Origin of the sequence: Cupriavidus sp. SK-4, from assembly GCF_000611125.1 — a bacterium.
GTDB classification, from domain to species: Bacteria; Pseudomonadota; Gammaproteobacteria; order Burkholderiales; family Burkholderiaceae; genus Cupriavidus; species Cupriavidus necator.
Map to the genome: position 1 here is coordinate 24,044 of NZ_JFJW01000154.1, position 21,676 is coordinate 45,719.

13 protein-coding genes are annotated in these 21,676 nt (G+C 70.5%); 9 read left to right on the top strand and 4 right to left on the bottom strand.

What is annotated here, in order from left to right:
- The first annotated feature begins 32 nt into the window (after positions 1 to 32).
- Positions 33 to 6,059 carry a non-ribosomal peptide synthetase gene (locus CF68_RS30560; protein WP_051591765.1) on the top strand — a complete coding sequence of 2,009 codons (6,027 nt, stop codon included), beginning with the start codon at positions 33 to 35 and terminating at the stop codon, positions 6,057 to 6,059.
- A gap of 12 nt (positions 6,060 to 6,071) precedes the next feature.
- On the opposite strand, the gene fhuF is transcribed toward CF68_RS30560, so the two are convergent.
- Entirely contained in the window at positions 6,072 to 6,815 is a 744-nt protein-coding gene (fhuF, locus tag CF68_RS35640) for a siderophore-iron reductase FhuF (RefSeq protein ID WP_084187552.1), read from the bottom strand.
- Positions 6,816 to 7,062: 247 nt separating this feature from the next.
- Between fhuF and CF68_RS30570 the strand changes: the two genes are divergently transcribed.
- The 8 genes from CF68_RS30570 to CF68_RS30605 all read left to right on the top strand — a co-directional run bounded on the left by CF68_RS30570 (position 7,063) and on the right by CF68_RS30605 (position 19,254).
- Positions 7,063 to 10,284 (top strand): non-ribosomal peptide synthetase, encoded by a 3,222-nt coding sequence (locus tag CF68_RS30570; RefSeq protein WP_051591767.1) that lies wholly within the window; start codon positions 7,063 to 7,065, stop codon positions 10,282 to 10,284.
- Positions 10,281 to 11,963, top strand: coding sequence for a cyclic peptide export ABC transporter (locus CF68_RS30575; RefSeq protein WP_035826367.1), 1,683 nt, complete (start codon positions 10,281 to 10,283; stop codon positions 11,961 to 11,963). The genes CF68_RS30570 and CF68_RS30575 overlap by 4 nt, the downstream gene beginning before the upstream one ends.
- 32 nt (positions 11,964 to 11,995) lie before the next feature.
- A complete protein-coding gene (locus CF68_RS30580; RefSeq protein ID WP_035826368.1) occupies positions 11,996 to 13,096 on the top strand; it encodes a GNAT family N-acetyltransferase in 1,101 nt (366 codons plus the stop codon).
- A gap of 22 nt (positions 13,097 to 13,118) precedes the next feature.
- A complete protein-coding gene (locus tag CF68_RS30585) occupies positions 13,119 to 14,519 on the top strand; it encodes a lysine N(6)-hydroxylase/L-ornithine N(5)-oxygenase family protein (protein ID WP_051591768.1) in 1,401 nt (466 codons plus the stop codon).
- Positions 14,520 to 14,624: 105 nt separating this feature from the next.
- Positions 14,625 to 16,907: a TonB-dependent siderophore receptor gene (locus CF68_RS30590; protein ID WP_084187554.1), complete on the top strand. Its 2,283-nt coding sequence runs from the start codon at positions 14,625 to 14,627 to the stop codon at positions 16,905 to 16,907.
- 70 nt (positions 16,908 to 16,977) lie between these two features.
- Positions 16,978 to 17,301, top strand: a complete 324-nt coding sequence (locus CF68_RS30595; RefSeq protein ID WP_051591770.1) for a hypothetical protein — start codon at positions 16,978 to 16,980, stop codon at positions 17,299 to 17,301.
- A complete protein-coding gene (locus tag CF68_RS30600; protein ID WP_051591771.1) occupies positions 17,298 to 18,929 on the top strand; it encodes a PepSY domain-containing protein in 1,632 nt (543 codons plus the stop codon). The genes CF68_RS30595 and CF68_RS30600 overlap by 4 nt, the downstream gene beginning before the upstream one ends.
- On the top strand, positions 18,913 to 19,254 hold the full coding sequence (locus CF68_RS30605; RefSeq protein WP_063832600.1) for a DUF3325 domain-containing protein: 342 nt from the start codon (positions 18,913 to 18,915) through the stop codon (positions 19,252 to 19,254). Before CF68_RS30600 ends, CF68_RS30605 begins: the two co-directional genes overlap by 17 nt.
- A 125-nt stretch (positions 19,255 to 19,379) precedes the next feature.
- Here CF68_RS30605 and CF68_RS30610 read toward each other — a convergent pair whose 3' ends face one another.
- The 3 genes from CF68_RS30610 to CF68_RS30620 form a co-directional block, all read right to left on the bottom strand.
- Entirely contained in the window at positions 19,380 to 19,712 is a 333-nt protein-coding gene (locus CF68_RS30610; protein WP_035826369.1) for a DUF2917 domain-containing protein, read from the bottom strand.
- A gap of 14 nt (positions 19,713 to 19,726) precedes the next feature.
- Positions 19,727 to 20,752 carry an alpha/beta fold hydrolase gene (locus CF68_RS30615; RefSeq protein ID WP_035826455.1) on the bottom strand — a complete coding sequence of 342 codons (1,026 nt, stop codon included), beginning with the start codon at positions 20,750 to 20,752 and terminating at the stop codon, positions 19,727 to 19,729.
- Positions 20,753 to 20,923: 171 nt separating this feature from the next.
- Complete coding sequence (locus tag CF68_RS30620) at positions 20,924 to 21,529, bottom strand: TetR/AcrR family transcriptional regulator (protein WP_035826370.1); 606 nt, start codon at positions 21,527 to 21,529, stop codon at positions 20,924 to 20,926.
- Positions 21,530 to 21,676: the final 147 nt, after the last annotated feature.

The following is a 21,676-nucleotide window of genomic DNA, read 5'->3' on the forward strand; positions in this document are numbered from 1 at the left end:
CCCCGATATCCATTGACCGTGATCCCGCTCCCATGTCAGATGCACTGAATACCGCGCACGCGCAGGTCGCCGCGCGCTTTGCCCGGCTGGCGCCAGCGCAGCGCGCGGCGTTCCTGGCCGCGCTGCACGACAAAGGCGTGGCCTTCTCCACGCTGCCGATCGTGCCGGCGCCGCGTAGTGAAGCGCTGCCGCTGTCGTACGCGCAGCAACGCCTCTGGTTCCTGCAGCAGCTCGAGCCGGCCGGCACCGCCTATCACATGCCAGGCGCATACCGGCTAGAAGGGGCGCTCGACGTCGGAGCCCTGCGCCGAGCGTTCGATCGCATCGGCGCGCGCCATGAGGTGCTGCGCACCACCTATCCAACCGACGCTGCCGGCGTGGCAAGCCAGCAGGTGCACGACAGCCTGCCGCCGGCCTTCGTCGAAATGGATGTGGTTCCCGCTGGAGCGGACGCCGCCATCGACGGCATCGTCCACGCCCCGTTTGACCTCGCGGCAGGACCGCTGTGGCGCGTCGCGCTGATCCGTGAGAGCGCCCAGTGCCACGTGCTGGTGGTAGTGCTGCACCACATCGTCGCCGACGGCGCCTCGATCGTGCGCCTGGTCGCAGAGCTGGCCGCGTGCTACGCGGCTGAAGCCGCCGACATGCAGCCCGAACTGCCGCAACTGACGGTGCAGTACGCCGACTATGCCGCCTGGCAGCGAAACTGGATGGAGGCAGGCGAGGCCGGGTGCCAGCTCGGCTACTGGCGCGACCGCCTGAGCGATGCGCCCGGCGCCGCGCTCGACCTGCCAGCCGACCGGCCGCGCCGCGCGGCGCGTACCGGCGAGGGCGCCGAGCACACCTTCGTCATTCCGGCCGACGTGGCCGGGGCGCTGCGCACGCTCGCCGGCGCACGTCAGGCCACGCTCAACATGGCGCTGCTGGCCGCGTATGCGGTCTTGCTGAACCGCTACACCGGACAGGCCGATGTCTGCATCGGCGTGCCGGTGGCCAACCGGCAGCGCAGCGAAACCGAGGCGCTGGTTGGCTGCTTCGTCAACATGCAGGTGATGCGCGCCGAGGTGACGCCTGACGAGCCGTTTGCCCAACTGCTGGCGCGGCTGGCGCGGCAGGCGGCGGCGGACCAGGAGCACCAGGCGCTGCCGTTCGACCTGCTGGTGGAGGCGCTGCAGCCCGGCCGCAGCCTGGCCCAGCCGGCGCTGTTCAACGTCACCTTCGACCATCGCACCGCGGGCGCGGCGGCGGTGCCGCAGTTGAACGGGCTGCGTGTCACGCCGCTGGACCTGCCGGTGACGACCGCGCGTTTCGAACTCAGCCTGGCCACCACCGAGCTGCCCGATGGCAGCCTTTGCGGCCGGATCGCCTATGCCGCTGACCTGTTCGATGCCGCCACCGTGGCGCGCATGGCGGGGCACTATGGGCGCCTGCTGCAGGCGTTCGCCACCGATCCCGCCACGACGCCCGCCGCAGCGGTGCTGCTGGGCGATGCCGAACGCGATGCGCTGGCGCGCTGGAGCAAGCCCGGCTGCGCGGCACCGCCGTTCGTGCCGGTGCATGCGCAGGTGGCGGGCCACGCCCGCCGCGCGCCCGAGGCCTCGGCGGTGCTGTTCGGCGATGCCACGCTCAGCTACGACGAGTTGAATCGCCAGGCCAACCGGCTCGCGCACCGGCTGATCGCGCAGGGCATTGGCGCCAAGAGCCGCGTCGGCGTGGCGCTGGGGCGTTCGCCGCGCATGATCGTGGCGCTGCTGGCGGTGCTGAAGTCTGGCGCCTGCTTCGTGCCGTTCGATCCCACTTATCCGGCCCGGCGCCTGCTCGACATGCAGGAAGACGCCGCGCCGCAGCTGTTGCTCACCGAGCGCGCGCTGCGCGAGGCCTTCCCGGTAGCCGAAGGCATGCCAGTGCTGCTGGTCGATGACGACGCCGACGCATCCTGGCCCGAACACGATCCAGAAATTGCTGTCCACCCGGCGCAGCTTGCCTATGTGATCTACACCTCCGGCTCGACCGGCAAGCCCAAGGGCGTCGCGGTGGCGCACGGCCCGCTGGCAATGCACGTGGTCACCACCGCCGAGTGCTACGACATCACGGCCGCCAGCCGCGAGCTGCATTTCCTGTCGTTCAGCTTCGACGGCGCGCACGAGCGCTGGATGGTGCCGCTGGCCAGCGGCGCCAGCATCGTGCTGCGCGACGACACGCTGTGGAGCGTGGAGCAGACCTACGCCGCGCTGCGACGCCATGCGGTCACGCACGCGGGCTTTCCGCCGCGCTACCTGCACCAGCTCGCCGCCTGGGCCGAATCGCAGGGCGATCCGCCGCCGCTGTGGCTCTATTCCTTCGGCGGCGAAGCCATGCCCCGCGCGGGCGTGGCCCGCCTGACGCAGGCGCTGCGGCCGCAGCACATCATCAACGGCTATGGCCCGACCGAAACGGTGGTGACGCCGCTGGTGTGGAAGGCAAGGGCCACCGACGCGGAAGCCCAGGTCACCGGCGCCTATGCGCCGATCGGCCGGCCGGTGGGGGCGCGCAGCGCCTACGTGCTGGACAGCCGGCTGGAACCGGTGCCGGTGGGCGTGCCGGGCGAACTCTATCTCGGCGGCGAAGGGCTGGCGCGCGGCTACCTGGGCCGCGCCGGCATGACGGCGGACCGCTTTATTCCCGATCCGTTTGGCGCGCCCGGCGGGCGGCTCTACCGCACCGGCGACCTGGTGCGCTGGCAGCCCGACGGCTGCATCGAATACCTCGGCCGGCAGGACCACCAGGTGAAGATCCGCGGCTTCCGCATCGAACTTGGCGAGATCGAGGCGCATCTCCTGGCCCAGCCCGGCGTTCGGCAAGCGGTGGTGCTGCCGCATGAGACGCCCGCCGGAACGCGGCTGGTCGGCTACGTCGTGGCGCAGCAGGCGGCGCTATCGTGCGAGGCCCTGCGCGCAGCGCTCGCGGCCGCGTTGCCTGACTACATGGTGCCGGCTGCCATCCTGCAGCTCGACAGCCTGCCGGTCACGCCCAACGGCAAGCTCGACCGGCGCGCGCTGCCGGAACCGCAGTGGCAGGCCGAGACCGCCTACACCGCGCCGGTGTCGGCGGCCGAGCGGATGCTGGCGGCCGTGTGGGAAGACGTGCTCGGAATCGGGCAGGTGGGCCTGCATGACAACTTCTTCTCGCTTGGCGGCGATTCCATCCTGAGTCTGCAGATCGTCGCGCGCGTCCGTTTGCAGGGCTGGCGGCTGACGCCGCGCCAGGTCTTCGAGCACCAGACGGTGGCCGCGCTGGCGCGGGTGGCGGAGCGCGTGGGTGGCACGGCGCAGGATGCGGCCAATGATGACGCTGGCGCGGCGCCGCTGACGCCGGTGCAGGCTGCCGTCCTTGGGCAGTCGCTGGCCGAGGCCAGCCGCAACCGCTTCAACCAGTCGGTGCTGCTGCGCCCGCAGTCGGCCATCGACGCACCGGCATTGCAGGCCGCGCTGCAGGACGTCGCCGGCCACCATGCCGCGTTGCGCTACCGCTTCACCCGCACCGACGAAGGCTGGCGTCAGCAGGCCGTCGCCGAGGCAGGGGACGCGGTCGCACTGACGACCATCGACGTGCCGGACGCCACGGCAATCACCGCTGCCTGCGATGCGGAGCAGGACCGGCTGGACATCGCCCGCGGCCCGCTGCTGCGCGCGCTGCACCTGCGCGTCGCTGATTGCAGCGAGCGGCTGTTCCTGGTCTGCCATCACCTGGTGGTGGACGGCGTGTCATGGCGCATCGTGCTGGAAGACCTGCAAGCCGCCTATGCCGCACGGCTGGCGGGACAGGCACCGGCGCTGGCGCCGGTGGGCGCCAGCTATGCCGCATGGAGCCGCACGCTGGCGGGCCCGGCGCGCGACGTATTCCGTGATGAGGCCGAGTACTGGCGTGGCATTACCCGCGACGAGATGACGCTGGCGAGCGATGCCCCGGACGGCGCACTGGCCCGCGCGCGCACCGCAAGCTTTGCGCTGGACGCGGCCACGACCGACGCCTTGCTGCGGCGAGCCCATGCCGCCTACCGCGCCGGCGTCAACGACCTGCTGCTGGCGGGATTCGCGCGCGCGCTGTGCGCCTTTGCGGGCCGCGACGACATCCGCATCCACGTGGAAGGCCACGGCCGCGAAGCCGAGGCGGCCGGCAGCGCGCTCGATCTCAGCCGCACGGTGGGCTGGTTCACCAGCGTCTGGCCGGTCCGGCTGGCGAGCGTTGCGGACGTCGGCGACACCATCGCCGGCGTCAAGGAAGCGCTGCGCGCGGTGCCACGCCAAGGGCTCGGATACGGCGTGCTCGGCGAATTCGCGCCTGCGGCGCTGCCGCCATGCGCGCCGCAGGTGCTGTTCAACTACCTCGGCCAGTTCGACGGCAGCCTTGGCGAAGGCGGCTGGCAGGCCGCCGCGGAGGATACCGGTCGCGGTGTCTCTGACGACATCCCCTTGCCGGCGCCGCTGGCGTTCGACGGCCGGGTCCAGGGCGGCCGCCTGCAGTTCCGCTGCACCTACAGCGGCGCGCAGTTCCGCGAGGCCACCATCGAAGCGCTGATGGCGCGCATCGCGCAGTCGCTGCGCGAGGTGGTCGGGCATTGCGTGGCGCAGTCCGTGACGCGGCTGACGCCCTCCGATGTGCCGGCCAGCGCGCTGTCGCAGCAGCAACTGGATGCACTCGCGCTGCGCGCCGACGAGATCGAGGACATCTGGCGGCCCACGCCGATGCAGCGCGGCATGATCCGGCACGGCGCGCGGCATCCCGGCTCGCCGGCCTACACCGTGCAGGTGCAGGCCACCATGGACGGGCTCGACGTGGAGCGCATGGTCGCGGCATGGCAGGACGCGGTGCGGCGGCATCCGGTGCTGCGGGCCCGGGTGGCGTGGCTGCAAGCGGGCGCGGGCATGGAGGCCGAGCCGCTGCTCGTGGTGCCCACGCAGGCCACGCTGCCGGTCAGGCACCACGACTGGCGCGAGCGCAGCCATCGCCCGGCCGCGGCTGCCGACGATGCCCAATGGCAGGCGCTGTGCGAGGACGAGTTCCGCGAGGGCTTCGAGCTGGGCCAGGCGCCGCTGATGCGGCTGACGCTGGTGCGCATCGGCGACCACAGCTTGCGCTTCCTCTGGACCTGGCATCACCTGCTGCTGGACGGCTGGAGCATGTCGCGCCTGCTGGGCGAAGTGCTGCGCGGCTACGACGGCGAGCAGCCGGCCGAGCGCGCGGTGTCGCTGCGCCGCTACGTGGCGTGGCAGCAGGCGCAGTCGGGCGCCGACTCCGAACAGCGCTGGCGCGAGCGGCTTGCGCCGCTGGCACGCCAACCGGTGCGCATCACGTGCGAGGTCGCGCCGGCACAGCGCGGGCAGCAGATCCGCGCGGTGGAGCACGTGGTGCAGGCCGATGCGCTGCGCACACTGGCCGCCTTCGCCAGCCGCCAGCACGTCACCGTCAACACGCTGGTGCAGGCAGCATGGATGCTGGCGCTGCGCCAGGCCACCGGTGCGCGCACGGTGGGGATGGCCGTGGTGGGCTCGGGCCGTTCGGCGGAGCTGCCCGGCATCGAAGACATCATGGGTCTGCTCGCCAGTACCTTGCCGCTGGTTCAGGACTTGCCCGACACGCTGCGCGTGGCCGACTGGCTGCCGGCGCTGCAGGCCGACAACCTGGCGCTGCGCGAGACCGAGCATGCGCCGCCGGCGTGGCTGCAGAGCTGGGCGGCCGGTAGCGACGATGCTGCGCACGCGCCGTTCGACACCATGCTGATCTACGAGAACTACCCGGTCGACAGCACGCTGCGGGAAACCCGGCGCGGCGCGCTGCGCTTCAGCGATGTCGATAACCGCGGGCAGATGAGCTACCCGGTGACCGCCATCGTGATCCCGCGTGAAACGCTGACGCTGCGCGTGGAGTATGACGCGGCAGCGCTCGACGACGCCGCGGCGGAGGACCTGACCCGGCAGTGCCTGGCGATCCTGCTGGCTCTGCCGGCGCTGGCCAGCGCCACGCTGGGCGAAGTGCCGGTGCGCGTTGAGCGCGGCAGCACCAGAGCGCTGGCGGCCTAGGTGCCGACGGCTTTACCGCAGCAGGCGGCGCGGGCAGTCGCCGCACAGCGTGAAGGCCGGCAAGCGATAGCGCAGGCAGCACAGCCGGCGCAGCCACAGCGTGGTGGTGGTGCCGTCGTGCGTCACGCGGTGCGCGCGCATCGGCGCATGCAGCGGGTTGTCGCGGCCGTCGGGGCGGGTGCGGGTGTCCATCAGCCAGGCCGCGTCGGCCGCCAGCGTGGCTTCCGTGGCCGGCATGCCCGGCTGCAGCAGGGCGGGCGCATGGCGGAATACCTCGGCGACGACGGCGCCGGCATTGGCCCACAGCAGGCGCGGCGAGGCGCCGCTGGCCGCTGCCAGCGCTTCGACCAGCGGCGCCAGCAGCTCGTCCAGCAGGGCGCCGTAGCGCTGCTGCGGCGGCGCGCCGGCAGACGTCTGGCCGGCGTGTGGCAGCAGCAACGTCACGGCGCGGCCGTGCCCATCGGGCCGGATGGCCGCGTCGCGCAAGGGCAGCACGTGGTGCGCCAGCGCCGCGGCGGCCACCGTGCCGGGCAGCAGTGCGGAGAAGCAATGCCGCGCCCAGACCGAGCCGGCCACGCGCGCATCGTCGCCGCCGTAGTGGGCGGCCATGGCATGAAGTGCCTGCCGTAGTGGGACGCGGCCCGCCGGCGTGGCGGGCATGACGTCATCGCCCGTTGTGGGGCCGATGCGTACGGCCTCGGCGTAGTGACGCAGCGGCTCGGGAAACAGTGCAAGCAGGATCGGTAACGGAAACAAGAGGCAGCCCCGTACGGCGTTGCGGATATGCAGTCAACGCCTTTTCTTGGTTGAAAATGAGAATGATTATCAGGTATATTCGCAATTCGCTTTGTAAAGACAATCTCGCACCAGGGCGCCCCCTTGCCAGTCAGCAGCATGGCCGCGGCTGCGGGGCGTTCCTTGCCTGGCCGTTCGCGCGGCAGGGCCTTGCGCGTGGCGGCAGCCAGGCCAGCATCGGCTGCCCCGCGGCTCCCGAGGAGACCCAATGACGCAGCCTATGCCCGACCTGACGATCCGCGCGCGCGCCACGCAAGGCCCGGCGCCGCTCTCGTTCGCGCAGCAGCGCCTGTGGTTCCTGCAGCGCTACGCGCCGGACAGCACCGCATACAACCTGGTGCGCGCCTGGCGCCTGCAGGGCCCGCTGTCGGCCCCGGCGCTGGAGCAGGCGCTGGCGCAGGTAACAGCGCGCCATGCGGTACTGCGTACCTGTTTCTCGACCGGTGACGGCGAGCCCCGGCAGATCGTCGACAACGCGCCGCCGGCCGTGCAATGGATCGACTTGCCCGCAGGCGAGCTCGATGCGCTGCTGCGCCGCGAGTCGGCGCGCGTATTCGACCTGCACGCCGCCGCGCCTTTCCACGTCACCGTCGCCCGGCTGGAGGATGGCGCCCACGTGCTGGTGCTGGCCATGCACCACATCGTCTCGGACGGTTGGTCCAACCCGATCCTGGCGCGCGACCTCGCGCGGGCCTATGGCGCGGCCGTCAGTGGCGGCGAGCCGGGCTGGACGCCGCTGCCGGTGCAGTACGCCGACTACGCGGCCTGGCAGCGCGAGCGTCTCGATGGCACTGCGCTCGATGCCGCGCTGGCACGCTGCGCGGACCGCCTGGGCACTGGCATTCCCGCGCTGGAACTGCCGCTCGATGCCCCGCGCCCGGCGCGGCCGGCAGGCAAGGGCGGGCGCGTCCGCTGGACGCTGTCGGACGACGTGGTGGCAGCGCTGCGCAGCTACTGCGCTGGTGGCACGGGTCGGGGTGGCCGGCTCACGCCGTTCGCCGTGCTGCTGGCCGCATGGCAGGCGCTGCTGGCGCGCTACAGCGGCCAGTCCGACTTTGCCGTGGGCGTGCCCAACGCAGCCCGCACGCATGAAGAGCTGGACGAGCTGGTCGGCTGCTTTATCAACACCCAGGTCTATCGCGCCCGGCTGACGCCGGGCCTGAGCGGCCATGCGCTGTGCCAGCAGGTCCGCGACGACGCCCGCGCCGCGCTGGACCACGCCGACCTGCCGTTCGAACTGCTGGTCGACAGGCTGGCGCCGTCGCGCGATCCCAGCCGCACGCCGGTGTTCCAGGCGATGTTCAACCTGCAGATGGGCGAACCGGCCGCCTTCACGCTGCCCGGCCTGCAGGCGAGCGCACTGCCGGTGCCCGACGACAGCGCCAAGTTCGACGTCACGCTCGACCTGCACGCCAGCGCCACGCGCGTGTCCGCCACGCTGGAATACGACGCCACGCTATTCACCGCGGCCACGGCCCAGCGGATGGCGCGGCACTATGAACACCTGCTCGGCGCGATGCTGGCCGCGCCGGAGACGCCGCTCGAAGCACTGCCGCTGATGGATGAAGGCGAGCAGGCCCGGACGCTGGCCGACGGCAACGACACCGGCCTCGCACTCGACCCGGCCGACGACGTGGTCGCACGGATCGCGCGCGCCGCCGCGGCCACGCCCGATGCCATTGCGGTGACGGACGGCGAATCGAGCCTGACCTATGCCGGGCTGGAAGCGACCGCCAACCGCATCGCGAACTGGCTGGCCGCGCAGGATGTCGGCGCCGAGGCGCTGGTCGGCGTGTGCCTGCCGCGCACGCCCGCGCTGGTGGCGGTGCTGCTCGGCATCCTGAAGGCGGGCGCCGCCTACCTGCCGGTCGACGCCCACCATCCGCCCGCGCGCAATGCCCACATCCTCGGCCATGCCCGTGCGCGCCTGATCCTGGCGAGCGCCGCTACACGCGCCGCGCTTGGCGACAGCGGCGCGGTGGTGCTGGTCGATGGTGACGCGCCGCCGTGGAGCTCGGCCCCCGATACGCCGCCGGCGGCGCCATTCCATCCGGCGCAACTCGCCTACACGCTCTACACCTCCGGCTCGACCGGCACGCCCAAGGGCGTGCAGATCTCGCGCGGCGCGTTTGCCAACTTCCTGCGGGCGATGACGCCGGTGGTACCGATGGGCGGCAGTGACCGGCTGCTGGCGGTGACCACGCTCGGCTTCGATATCGCGGGCTTGGAACTGTTCCTGCCGCTGGCCAGCGGCGCCCGCGTGGTGATCGCCACGCGCGACGACGCACGCGACCCGGCGCGGCTGGCGGCGCTGATGTCCGCGCACGGCATCACCGTGATGCAGGCCACGCCCGCAACCTGGCAGATGCTGGTGAAGCAAGTCTCGCCGGCATGGCAGGGGCTGCGTGTTCTGTGCGGCGGCGAGGCGCTGGGGCGTGAGCTGGCTGCGGCGCTGATGGCCAAAGGCGCGCAGGTCTGCAATGTCTATGGCCCCACCGAGACCACGGTCTGGTCCGCGGCGCATGCGCTGGCGGGCGAGGGCGCTCCCGCGTGGGCGGTCGCGCCGGTAGGCCGGCCGATTGCCAACAACCAGCTCTACGTGCTGGACGCGCGGCTGGAGCCGGTGGCCCCGGGCGTGGCCGGCGAACTCTACATCGGCGGCGCCGGCCTGGCGCGCGGTTATGCCGCTGACCCGGCGCGCACCGCCGCGGCCTTCGTGCCCAACCTGTTCGCGCCCGGCACGCCGGGCGCCATGGCGGGCGACCGGCTGTACCGCACCGGCGACCTGGCGCGCAAGCGTGCCGACGGCATCGTCGAGTTCCTCGGCCGGCGCGACCATCAGGTCAAGGTGCGCGGCTTCCGCGTTGAACCGGGCGAGGTCGAGGCGGCCCTGAGCGCGTGCCCGCAGGTCCGCCAGGCCGTCTGCGTGGCTCGCCAGGGTCCCGACGGGATGGCGCGGCTGTGCGCGTACTACGTGGCCGCCACGGCCGGCGCGGACGACGCCATCCTCGCGCGCTTGCGCGAGCAGTTGCCCGGCTACATGGTCCCGTCCAGCCTGACGCGGCTCGATGCGCTGCCGCTCAACGCCAACGGCAAGGTCGACCGCCAGGCGCTGCCGGAGCCGGCCGCGCCGCGCGCCGCGGCGGCGCCATCGACGCCGACCGAGCACGAGCTGGCGGCACTGTGGTGCGCGGTGCTGGGCGTGGCCCAGGCGGGTGCCGACGACGACTTCTTCCTGCTGGGCGGCCATTCGCTGCTGCTGGTACGGCTGCAGACCCGCATCCGCGAGCAGATGGCCTGCGAACTGGCGCTGCCGGCGCTGTTCGCTGCGCCCGTGCTGCGCGACATGGCCGCGGCGATCGACCAGGCCGGGCGGCGCGATGCCGACGCCGACCTGGCCTTCATGAACGACCTGCTGGAGGCCCTGTGAACCTGTTCCTCTCATTGCGCCGCCGCTTCGGCGGCCTGCTGCTGCTGGCACTGGCGGCGGGCACCTGCAGCGCGCTCGCCGGCATCGCGCTGATTGCCGAGATCAACGGCATGATCGCCGCGCCGGCGGCGCTCGAAGCGGGGCGCATCGGCGTGCTGCTGGGCCTGCTGGCGGTGCTGTTCGGCTGCGGCTTCGGCTCGCAGGCGCTGCTGACCGCGCTCGGCCATCGCGTGGTGTACGACATGCGCCTGCGCATGCTCAAGCGCGTGCTCGATACCGACGTGGAGCGCCTGGAAGCGATCGGCGGCCCCACCGTCTATGCCACGCTGACCAAGGACATCGCCTCGATCGGCATGGCCTTCAACCGCGTGCCGTTCGTGTTCTACAACGGGGTGCTGGTGCTGGGCGGTCTGCTGTACCTGGGCTGGCTGTCGTGGCAGCTGTTCGTGCTCGGTGCCGCGGTGCTGGGCGCGGGCGTGCTGCTGGCGCAGCGCTGGGTACTGCGCATGCGCAACCTGATGAAGGCGGTGCGCGACACCGACGACCGGCTCTATGCCGGCTACCAGGGCGCGATCGACGGCCGCTACGAACTGGCGCTCAATGCCTGGCGCAAGCAGAGCTTCTACCAGCGCGACTTCGAGCCCGCCGCGGAGTTTGCGCGCGCGCATGAGGTGCGGGCCGACCGATACTGGGTGCTGAGCCTGTCGTTCACCGCGACGCTGATCCTGGGACTGGCGTGCGCGATCTTTATCGCCGGCGATGCGCTGGGCATCGCGCGCGAGCGCATCACCGCCTTCGTGCTGGTGCTGATGTTCCTGCGCATGCCGCTGAACGATCTGGTCGGCACCCTGCCGATCCTGATGACCGGCAACGTCGCGCTGCGCAAGATCGAGACGCTGCGGCTGGCGCCGTACACGGAGGACTTCGCGCTGCATTCGGCCAATACCGCCGCTGCGCCGCCCGCGCCGGGCACGCCGCTGATCACGCTGCAGGACGTGCGCTACGACTATCCCGGCCAGGGCGACGAGCGCGGCTTCCGCCTCGGCCCCGTGTCGCTGACGCTGTCCGCCGGCGAGACCGTCTTTATCGTCGGCGGCAACGGCAGCGGCAAGTCCACCCTGATGAAGCTGCTGGCGGGCCTGTACCAGCCGAGCGCCGGCAGCATAGCGCTCGGCGACAGGCCGGTGAGTACCGCCGAGCTGCCCTGGTATCGAAGCCATTTCGCCACGGTGTTCTCCAACGCCCATCTGTTCGCGCGGCTGGTCGGCCCGGACGGGCGCTTCGACGCCGCGGTGGCCAACGCTTTCCTCAAGCGGCTGCACATGGACCACAAGGTCGCCATCCGCGACGACCTGCTGTCGACCACGCAGCTGTCGCAGGGGCAACGCAAGCGGCTGGCGCTGCTGGCGGCCTATGTCGAGGCGCGCCCGGTGCTGCTGCTCGATGAATGGGCGGCCGACCAGGATCCCGTATTCCGCGCCTACTTCTATGAATCGCTGCTGCCGGAGCTCAAGCGCAGCGGCAAGACCATTGTCGCGGTCAGCCATGACGACCGCTATTTCCACGTGGCCGACCGCGTGATCCGCGCCGACAGCGGCGTGATCCGCGCCGACAGCGCCACCGACAGCGCCGCCGCCCCCGCCGCGGCCGGCCAGACCGACCATCAGGCCGCCGCATGACGCGCGCCAACACAGACAGGGAGTCAGTTCACATGCAAAGCAATGCCGCGCCTTTGATGACCCACGCGATCGCGAGCCAGCCCTGGTTGTCCGCGACGATCCCCACGCTGCAGAGCCGCTGGGAAGGCTCAGCGCTGCAGCTAAGCCTGGATGGCACGCCGCTGCAAGCCTGGCAGTTCACGCCCGGCACCCAGCCGCAGCTGGCGCTTGCCGATACCGGCCCGGCCCACCCGCTGGCGCGCGCTGCCACCTTTGCCGCCTGCGAGGCGGTGCTGGCGCGAGCGCCCGCGGCGCAGGCCATAGCGCTAGACGTACCCGAAGCCCTGGCCTCTGCGATGCTGCGCGAAGGCAGCGCCACGCGCACCGCCGGCGGCGAGCTGGTGACGCGCGTCGAGCAGCTCTGGCAGCTGCCGGCGCTGTGGCACACCGGCACCTCGGGCCGCGACTATCCGCTGCAGTACGCGATGACCCAGGGCCGGCGCCATCCGCTGCGCGCGCCCAAGCCATCGGGCCAGGTCTATGCACGCCATATCCCGTGGCTCGGCCAGGTGTTCTCGATGCGGGTGGCCGACCTCGATGCCGACCTGGCGTGCTTCCACGGCTGGATGAACGATCCTCGCGTGGCGGCGTTCTGGGAGGAAGAGGGCGATCTGGCAAAGCATCGCGACTACCTGTCGGCGCAGCTGGCCGACCCGCACACCATCCCGCTGATCGGTTGCCTGGACGGCAAGCCGTTTGCTTACTTCGAGGTGTACTGGGCCAAGGAGAACCGCATCGGCCCGTATTACGAAGCCGACGATTTCGACCGCGGCTGGCATGTGCTGATCGGCGACGGCGAAATCCGTGGCAAGGCTTATATCAGCGCCTGGCTGCCGTCGCTGATGCACTACATGTTTCTGGATGACCCGCGCACGCAGCGCATCGTCGGCGAGCCGCGCATCGACCATGTGCAGCAGATCCGCAACCTGGACCGCTCCGGCTTTGCCAAGGTCAAGGCCTTCGACTTCCCGCACAAGCGCGCCATGCTCGTGATGCTGCTGCGCGAACGCTTCTTCGGCGAGCGCCTGTGGGTGCCGCAGGAAGACGGGCAGGCGCAGCTGTCCAGTGCAGAACCGACCGCGCTGGCGGCCTGAGCCAGCCGCGCAAGGAGAGACCATGCTCTATTCCGCTTCCACCTTCGCCGCCCACGGCACCGATGCCGGTGCAGCGCCCGTGCTCGACCTGCTGGGCATCGGCTTCGGGCCCTCCAACCTCGCGCTGGCAGTGGCCCTGCGCGAAATGCTGCCGCAGCACGCGCCGTTCCGCTTCGGCTTTGTCGAGAAGAAGCCGGGCTTCGTCTGGCACGGCAATATGCTGCTCGACAACAGCCGCATGCAGATCTCGTTCCTGAAGGATCTGGTCACGATGCGCAACCCGGCCAGCCGCTATACCTTCGTCAACTACCTGCACGAGCGCGAGCGGCTGCTGGACTTCATCAACACCCGCACCTTCTATCCCAGCCGCTACGAGTTCAACGACTACCTGTCCTGGGTGGCGGGCGATTTTGCCGACGCCTGCCACTACGGCGAGGAAGTGGTCTCGGTCGCGCCCGAGCCCGCCGGCGGCAATGGCGAGCTGGCCTGCCTGCGCGTGACCTCGCGCACCGCGGACGGGGCCCTGACCGAGCGCCGCGCGCGCAACGTGGTGGTCAGTGTCGGCGGCGCGCCCAGCGTTCCGGACGCCTTCGTGCCGCTGCGCGGCCATCCGCGGGTGTTCCATTCGTCGTCGTACCTGGAGTCGCTGGAGCGGCTGGAGCGCGCCGCGCCCGTGCGGCGCGTGGCGGTGATCGGTTCGGGCCAGAGTGCCGCCGAGATTTTCCAGGACCTGCATGGCCGCGAAGGCGGCATTGCGGTCGACCTGGTCAGCCGTGCGCCGGCGCTCAAGCCGGCCGACGACAGCCCCTTTGTCAACGAGATCTTCAATCCGCGCTATATCGACTACCTGTTCTCGCGGGCAACGACCGAGCGCGAGCAGCTGTTGCGAGAGTTCGGCAACACCAACTACGCAGTGGTCGATACCGACCTGATCGAAGCCATCTACGAGGTGCTGTACCAGCAGAAGGTCACCGGCAAGGTACGCCACCGCCTGCTGGCCGGCAGCGAGGCCCGCCATGCCGAGGCCGATGCCGACGGCGTGCGGCTGGACATCGCGCGGCGTGACGACGGCGCGCACCAGTTGCAGCGCTATGACGCAGTCATCCTTGCCACCGGCTACCGGCGCGAGCTGCACCAGTCGCTGTTGGCGCCGCTGGCGTCCTACCTGGACGACGCCAAGGGCTTCCAGGCCGACCGCGACTACCGGCTGCAGATGGCGCCGGGCTGCCAGGCGGGCGTATTCCTGCAGGGCTGCTGCGAAGCGACGCACGGCTTGTCGGACACGCTGCTGTCGGTGCTGGCGGTGCGCGCGCAGGAGATTGCAGCCGCCGTGCTGGGCAACCGGGCGGACGCTGCGTGCGCCATGGAGGCCGAGCCGCCTCGCAGCCGCCCCGCGCGCGTGGCGCACGCCGGCACGCACTGAGGTATCGCCCATACAAAGCAACATGAGGACCGGCGGCCGCGACCAGGCGGCCAGCCGGGTCCCACGGCCTGGATTTTCACAACAGAGCAGGGGAGTAAGAAGGAAATGAAACACAGCAACAGACGCGCGACCGAACGCGCGCGGGCAACACGGCATGGGGCCGTGCAGTGCCGCACCGCCATGCGCTGGATCCCGGCCGCCGTTGGCCTGATGGTCAGCGCGTCGGCTTTCGGACAGGAGAACGCGACAGGTTCGGCATCGGCAGCAACGCAGGCAGAGCAGCCGGCCGCCGCGGGCAGGACCGCCCGGCAACCGGAGCAATCGCTGCCGGCGGTGACGGTCAACGGCGCCCGCGAAAACCCCATCAACCCGCCCACTACCGCTGGCAGCAAGGTGCCGCTGACCGCGCGCGAGGTGCCGCAATCGGTCACCGTGGTCAACGCCGAGCGCATCCGCGAGCAGAACCTGACCACGCTGGAAGACGCGATGATGCAGGCCACCGGCGTGTTCGTCGAGAAGCGCGACCAGGAGCGTTCGATCTACTATTCGCGCGGGCTGGAGATCGACACCTTCATGCTGGACGGCGTGCCGACCAAGTATGACTGGCGCAACACCGTGCAGCCGGACCTGTCGATGATCGAGCGGGTGGAAGTGCTCAAGGGGCCGTCGGGCCTGCTCGCCGGGGCGGGCAAGACCGGCGGCGCGATCAACCTGGTGCGCAAGCGCCCGACGCGCGAGACGCAGATCGGCGGCGCGCTGTCGGTGGGATCGTGGAACAACTACCGCGCCGAGGTGGATGCCGGCGGCGCGCTCAATGCCGACGGCACGCTGCGCGCGCGCATCACCGGCGCGTTCCAGGACAAGGACTCGTTCATCGACAAGGCCAATATGCGCACCAGTGCGCTCTATGGCGTGATCGAGTACGACATCACGCCCAGCACGCTGGTGACGGTCGGAGCGAGCTACCAGGATTCAGAGGGCCGCCAGCCGTGGACGCTGCCGGCCTACTTCAACCCGGTCACGCGCCAGGCCAGCCTGCTCGACGTGCCGCGCTCGACTTACCTGGGCGCGGACTGGAACCGCGACCACTTCTACACCACCTCGGCCTTTGCCGAGCTGGAGCACAAGTTCGACAGCGGCTGGCAGGTCAAGGGCGCGCTGCGCTACCTGAACAACCGCCTGAACCGCGAGCAGGCCTATGCCTATACGCCGGTGATCCCGGGCGTGAACACGACCACGCTGTTCGCGGCCAAGCAGACCTACACGCAGGAGCAGACCAGCTTCGACCTCTATGCCAACGGGCCGTTCTCGCTGTTCGGGCGGCGGCACAAGGCGCTGGTTGGCTTCAATTTCTCTGACTCGGAACGGCGCGACCCCCGGTATACCATTTCGCCGTTCTCGCAGGTCGTGAACATCTTCAACCCGCGCAGCGACTTCGCCAAGCCGACCTTCACCCCCAATGGCACGGGCATCACCACCACGACCAGGCAGTACGGCGTCTATGGCGACGCGCGCTTCTCGCTGGCGGATCCGGTGACGCTGGTGCTGGGCGGACGGCTGAGCTGGTGGGACATCAACGCGCGCCAGTACACGTCGACCACCAGCGTGACCCGCGGCGACGATATCAACGCCAAGTTCACGCCGTTCGCCGGGCTGATCTACGACTTCACCGAACACTGGTCGGCCTATGCCAGCTACGCCGAGATCTTCCAGCCGCAGGATGAGTACCTGACCGCCAGCGGCAACCTGGTCGATCCGATCAAGGGCAAGCAGTACGAGGTCGGCGTCAAGGGCGAATTTTTCGAGGGCGCGCTGAATACCTCGCTGGCCCTGTTCCAGGTGCGCGAGACCGGACGCGCCACGCTCGACAATATCAACACGACCAATCCGAGCAATCCGTTCTTTGTGTCGCAGGGCGAGACCAAGAGCCAGGGCTTCGAGCTGGAAGCCAGCGGCCGCATCACGCCGAGCTGGACCATCTACGCCGGCTACACGTTCAACGTCACGCAGGACCTGCAGAACCGCACCGGCCAGGTCAACACGCCGTTCTCGGCGATTGCGCCCAAGCACCTGTTCAAGCTGTGGACGATGTACCGCCTGCCCGGCGATTTCAACCGCTGGCGCATCGGTGGCGGCATGACCGCGGTCAGCCATGTGCAGAACACCGCGCTGTTCCCCGCGCCGATCGGTGCGGTCACGCTGCGCCGCGGCGGCTATGCGACGTTCGATGCGGCGATCGGCTACGACTTCAACAAGCACGTGTCGGCGGACCTGAACCTGACCAACCTGTTCGACCGCAGCTACTACTCACGGATCAACAACCCGCGCGAAGGTAACATCTGGGGCCAGCCGCGCGCGGCCATGTTCACCGTGCGCATGAAGATGTAAGCGCAGCGGCCTTCGTGGTGGTGCGATGCCATTGCACCACCACGAAGACCGCGCGTTGCCAAGAATTCCAATGAACGACAGTCCCTCATCCCTGCCATCGCGCCGCGCCTTCCCGCCGGCGCTTGTCATGACCGCCCGCTCGCTGGCCGCGCTGGCGGGCAGCTATGCCTTTGTCTGGGGCATCACCGCCGGCGGCGCCGCGCTCGGCTGGCGCCTGGGCCTGGCCCGCAGCGAGGCCGTGCTCTGGTTTTCAATGCTGGCCTTCCTCCTGTTTCCGATGATGTCGCTGTGGGCGCTGGTCACGCGCCACCTGCTGCGCGTGTGGCTGGTACTGGTGGCCGGCGCGGCCATCGGCGCCGGCGTGGCGTGGTGGCTGGGGGAGAAGCTGGCATGACGCGACCCGCACGAAATAACAAGACCCGCGCACAGAAGGCCGATGCACACGCCGGCGGCCTGCGCCAGGCCATGACCTGGGCCCACACCTGGATTGGCGTACTGCTCGGCGGTGTGCTGATGGTGGCGTTCTTCATGGGCTCGGTGGCGGTGTTCGACCGCGAGGTCGACCGCTGGATGATGCCGGCCACGCGCCTGGACGCAGCGCCGCCCACGATCGACATCGACACCGTGGTGCCGCGCGCCGTGGCGGCGCTGGCGGGCGGCAAGCCGCTGCGCGAATGGGCGGTCACGCTGCCCGAGCAGCGCACCCCGGTGATGATCGCGCGCGTGCGCTATGCCGCCGCGGGCGGGCAGATCCGGCTGGCCGATCCGCGCAGCGGCGAGCTGCTGCCTGACGTGGGCACGCTGGGCGCGTCGTCGTTCTTCTATCCGCTGCACTACAACCTGCACCTGCGCGCCTGGAACATCGGCTACTGGCTGGTGGGCCTGGCAGCGATGGCGATGCTGGCGGCGATCGTGTCGGGGGTGATCGTCCACGTCCGCATCTTCCGCGACTTCTTCACGATCCGGCCGCGCAAGCAGCTGCAGCGCAGCCTGCTGGACCTGCACAACCTGACCGGTGTGCTGGCGCTGCCGTTCCATGCGGTGATCACGTTCTCCGGGATCTGCATCGTCTACATGATCCTGATGCCGGCCGGTATCAGCGCGTTGTACCAGCAGCCGAACACCTTCTACGACCAGGCCTTGTCGGGCTACTCGCGCCCGCCCGCCGGGGTGGCGGCGCCGATGGCCGCGCTTGGGCCGATGGTCGAGACCGCGCGCGCACGCTGGGGCGGTGCGGCGCCGGCGGCGATCCGGGTGTGGAACCCCGGCGATGCCAACGCCGTGGTCAAGGTCAGCCGCTCGGTGGGCGACCGCGTCAGCCTGGCCGACGACGCCGCCTACTTCGACGGCGCCACCGGTGCGTTGCTGCACCACGTGCCGTTGCAGCCGGCTGCGACCACGCAGCGCTTCCTGACCGGCATGCACTTCATCGCGTTCGATCACTGGCCGCTGCGCTGGCTGTATTTCCTGGCCGGGCTGGCGGGGTGCGTGCTGATCGCCACCGGGCAGTTGTACTGGCTCGACAAGCGCCATGCGCGCCACGGCGAAAAGGGCGTGCGGCTGGCGGCCGCGGTCACAGCGGGTACCACCACGGGCCTGGTCATCGCCACGCTGGCGATGATGGTGGCCAACCGGCTGCTGCCGATGACGCTGCCGTCGCGCGAGTTTATCGAGGCCGGGCTGTTCTTCCTGGTGTGGCTGGCGACCGCGATCCATGCGCGCGTGGCGATGCGTCCGGGCAGCCGCACGCTGGTGCCATGGCGCCAGCAATGCCTGGCAATCGCCGCGCTGGCGCTGGCGGCGCCGGTGCTCAACGGCCTGAGCACCGGCGACTGGCTGCCGCTTGCGCTGGCGCGCGGCCACCTTGCGGTAGCCGGCGTCGACATCGTGCTGCTGCTGACCGGTGGGCTGGCGCTGGCGTCGGCGCGACGGCTGCGGCGCGTCGACGCGGCACGCCAGGCCCGGACCGCTGCTGCCAGCAGCCAGGCGCTAGAGGAGATGGACCGTGCCAACCACGCTTGAACACTTGCTGCTGCTGGGCCTGGCGCTGTGCGCGTACAGCGCTTTCGTGCTGTTTGCCTGCGCCACGGAGCGGCACTGGACCGAGTTGTCGGGGCAGGGCGCGGACCTGCCCGCCAGTGGCCGGCGGCGGCTGCGCTGCGCAGCCTGGGCGCTGGTGGCGCTTGGCGCCGTGGCCGCGCTGGCGGGCAACCGCACCGGCTTGGGCGTGCTGCTGTGGGCGCTGGCGATGATGGCGGGGGCGTTGGCGGTGTCGTTCACGCTGACCTGGCGGCCCGGCTGGCTGCAGGCGATCGCACGCGGGCTGCTGGCTGTCTTGCGTATCTGAAGCGCCTGCCCCGGGAGGGCGCGCTTCTCAAGTCAAAAAACGCAATTAACCGCCAAGAGTTGCACTCAACCACGACCGCGCATCCGCGCCAGGGCTGGCAGGGTGAGGCTGTCCAGCCCCACCTGTCATCGGCCTGCGCCGGTATAGCCGCGCCCGGGCGGCGCCAGCAAGCGCCGCAGCCATTGCCGCCAGGCGCTCGCCGCCGGCCCGGCGCCTTGCCGGCAGCGCGTTACGTGCAGCGATGCCGTGGTGACGGCATACAGCTCGATATGGCCGCTGTCGGACAGCGTAAAGCTCTCGCTCGCCGTCAGCGCCGTATCCTTCGGGTCGCCGTCGCGGATCAGCCAGAGCTCGCCTTCGGTGCAGCGCACGGCGACGTGTTCGCCGGGGCCCGCCACCAGCCGCAGCGAACTGCGTGCGGGCAGGGTGGCGGTCATGTCATTGCTCACCAGGAACATGATGGTCTCCAGGTTCAGTCGACGGCCAGGGCGTGCAACGCTGGCGGGATCGCCGCGCGCGCGGGGGCTGTGCCAGGCCGGATGAAATCGGCGATGTGCCGGATCACGCCGGGGTCTTGCAGGATGCGGCGGTGCCCCAGGCCGCTGGTCGTGACCAGTTGCGCGCCGGGCCAGGCGCCGGCGATGGCGGCGCCGTCTTCCCAGCGCACTTCCTTGTCGTCGCGGTCATGGATCACCAGCGTTGGCGGGACCGGCCGGGTGCGGCCGACGTCGGGCACGTTGAAAGCCGACCATGGCAGTCCCAGCCAGCGCTCGCTCTGGCGCTGCATGCGTGCCAGCACGCCGGGGGTGAAACCCATTTGCCAGGCCAGCGACGCACACGCGGCGTGCATGTCGGCCGGCGACCCGACCAGCACGGCGGCGCGAGCGGGCAGGCCTTCGCGCAGCGCCAGCGCGGTGGCTGCGCCGCCGAGCGAGTGCGCCACCACGGCGTGCACCGGCCCCGCGTGCCAGGCCGCGGCGAGCAGCGAGCGCGACATTTCCAGCACCGAGGTCTGCGCCGCGCCGCGCGCGCCGGCATCGGAGGCGCCGTGCGAGAGCGCATCGAAGGCCACCACGCGCATGCCGGCGGCCAGCAGGCCTTCGACCACCGCATGCCACTGGCCGGCATGGCCGCCCCAGCCGTGCGCGAGCAGCACCACGGGGCCGGACGCGCCCCAGCGGTAGACGCGCACGCGCCGGCTCGGGCCCCGGCCCGTCACCAGCGCCCAGTCGGCGCGCGCACTGTCCAGCAAGTGCCGCGCTGCCGATGTGGCGGCGGCGCGCGGCGGCTTGAACCAGATGTGCTCCAGCGCCCGCGCGGTCGCGCCGGGCCTGACCACGCTGCCCGCCTGCCAGCGCAACCGCTGCCAGCCCTGCAAGGCCCGCTCCACCGCGCCGGACTTGCCGGGGCGCAGCGGCGCATTGCCGGCGCGCGCGGGCAAGGGCGCGGCGCCGGGGGATGAGGAAACCGGGGAAGGAGAAGAGATTGCTTGCGTCACGACCTGCACCTCCAATGGATTCTGGATTGCACGGCAACATCGGCACCGGCCCCGCCGGCGGCTTTCCGTGCTGTTGTTACGACCGACCAGTCGTGCTTTTTTTGGTACAAAAAAAGTCCGCCGGAGCGGTTGCTGCCTGCCGGCGGGATAGCGCCGGCGCCAATGTGTGGTTCAGTGGCCGCGGGCGCCCTCGGCGGCACGGGCCACCAGTGCCGCAAATGCGTGCCGCGCCATGGTCTCGGCATCCTCGCGGCCTAGCAGCTTGAACGATTGCTGGAAGGCCATGCCGATGCCCGCGAGTTCGAAAGCAAATTGCCGCGGGTCGGTGTCCGGCCCGAAATGGCCCTCATCGATGGCGTCGCCCACCACGCGCGCAACCGTGCTGTGCCAGTCCTTCAGCGACTGCACCACCAGGTCGCGGATCGAGCCCGGCCGGTCGCGGTATTCCTGGCCCAGCGCCGTGAACAGGCAACGTCCCTGTGTCACCGTGCCGCCCAGCCATTCCAGGTAACCTTCGAACAGCCCCTGCAGCCGCGGCATCCCGCGCGGCTGGCGCATCGCCGGCCGGATCACGATCTCGCCGAAGCGCTCCACCGCCAGGTCCAGCACCGCCTGCTGCAACACCTCCTTGGACTTGAAGTGCGCATACAGGCCGCTCTTCGACATATTGGTGTCCGCGGCCAGCGTGGCCAGCGACAACTGTTCAAAGCCGACCTTGGCAGCGGTGTCCAGTGCCTGTTCGACGATCGCGTTGCGGGTGAGTTGTCCTTTCTGCATGGTGTGGAGAATAGCACGACCGGTCGGTTTGTCAACGAAACCAGATGCATGGTATTTGCCCCGACTTGCGCACTTGTGTCCGGGAGGCCATAACGTCATATGGATAGGCATGTGACGTCAACGCAAACCGCCAAGGCTCGTTAGAGA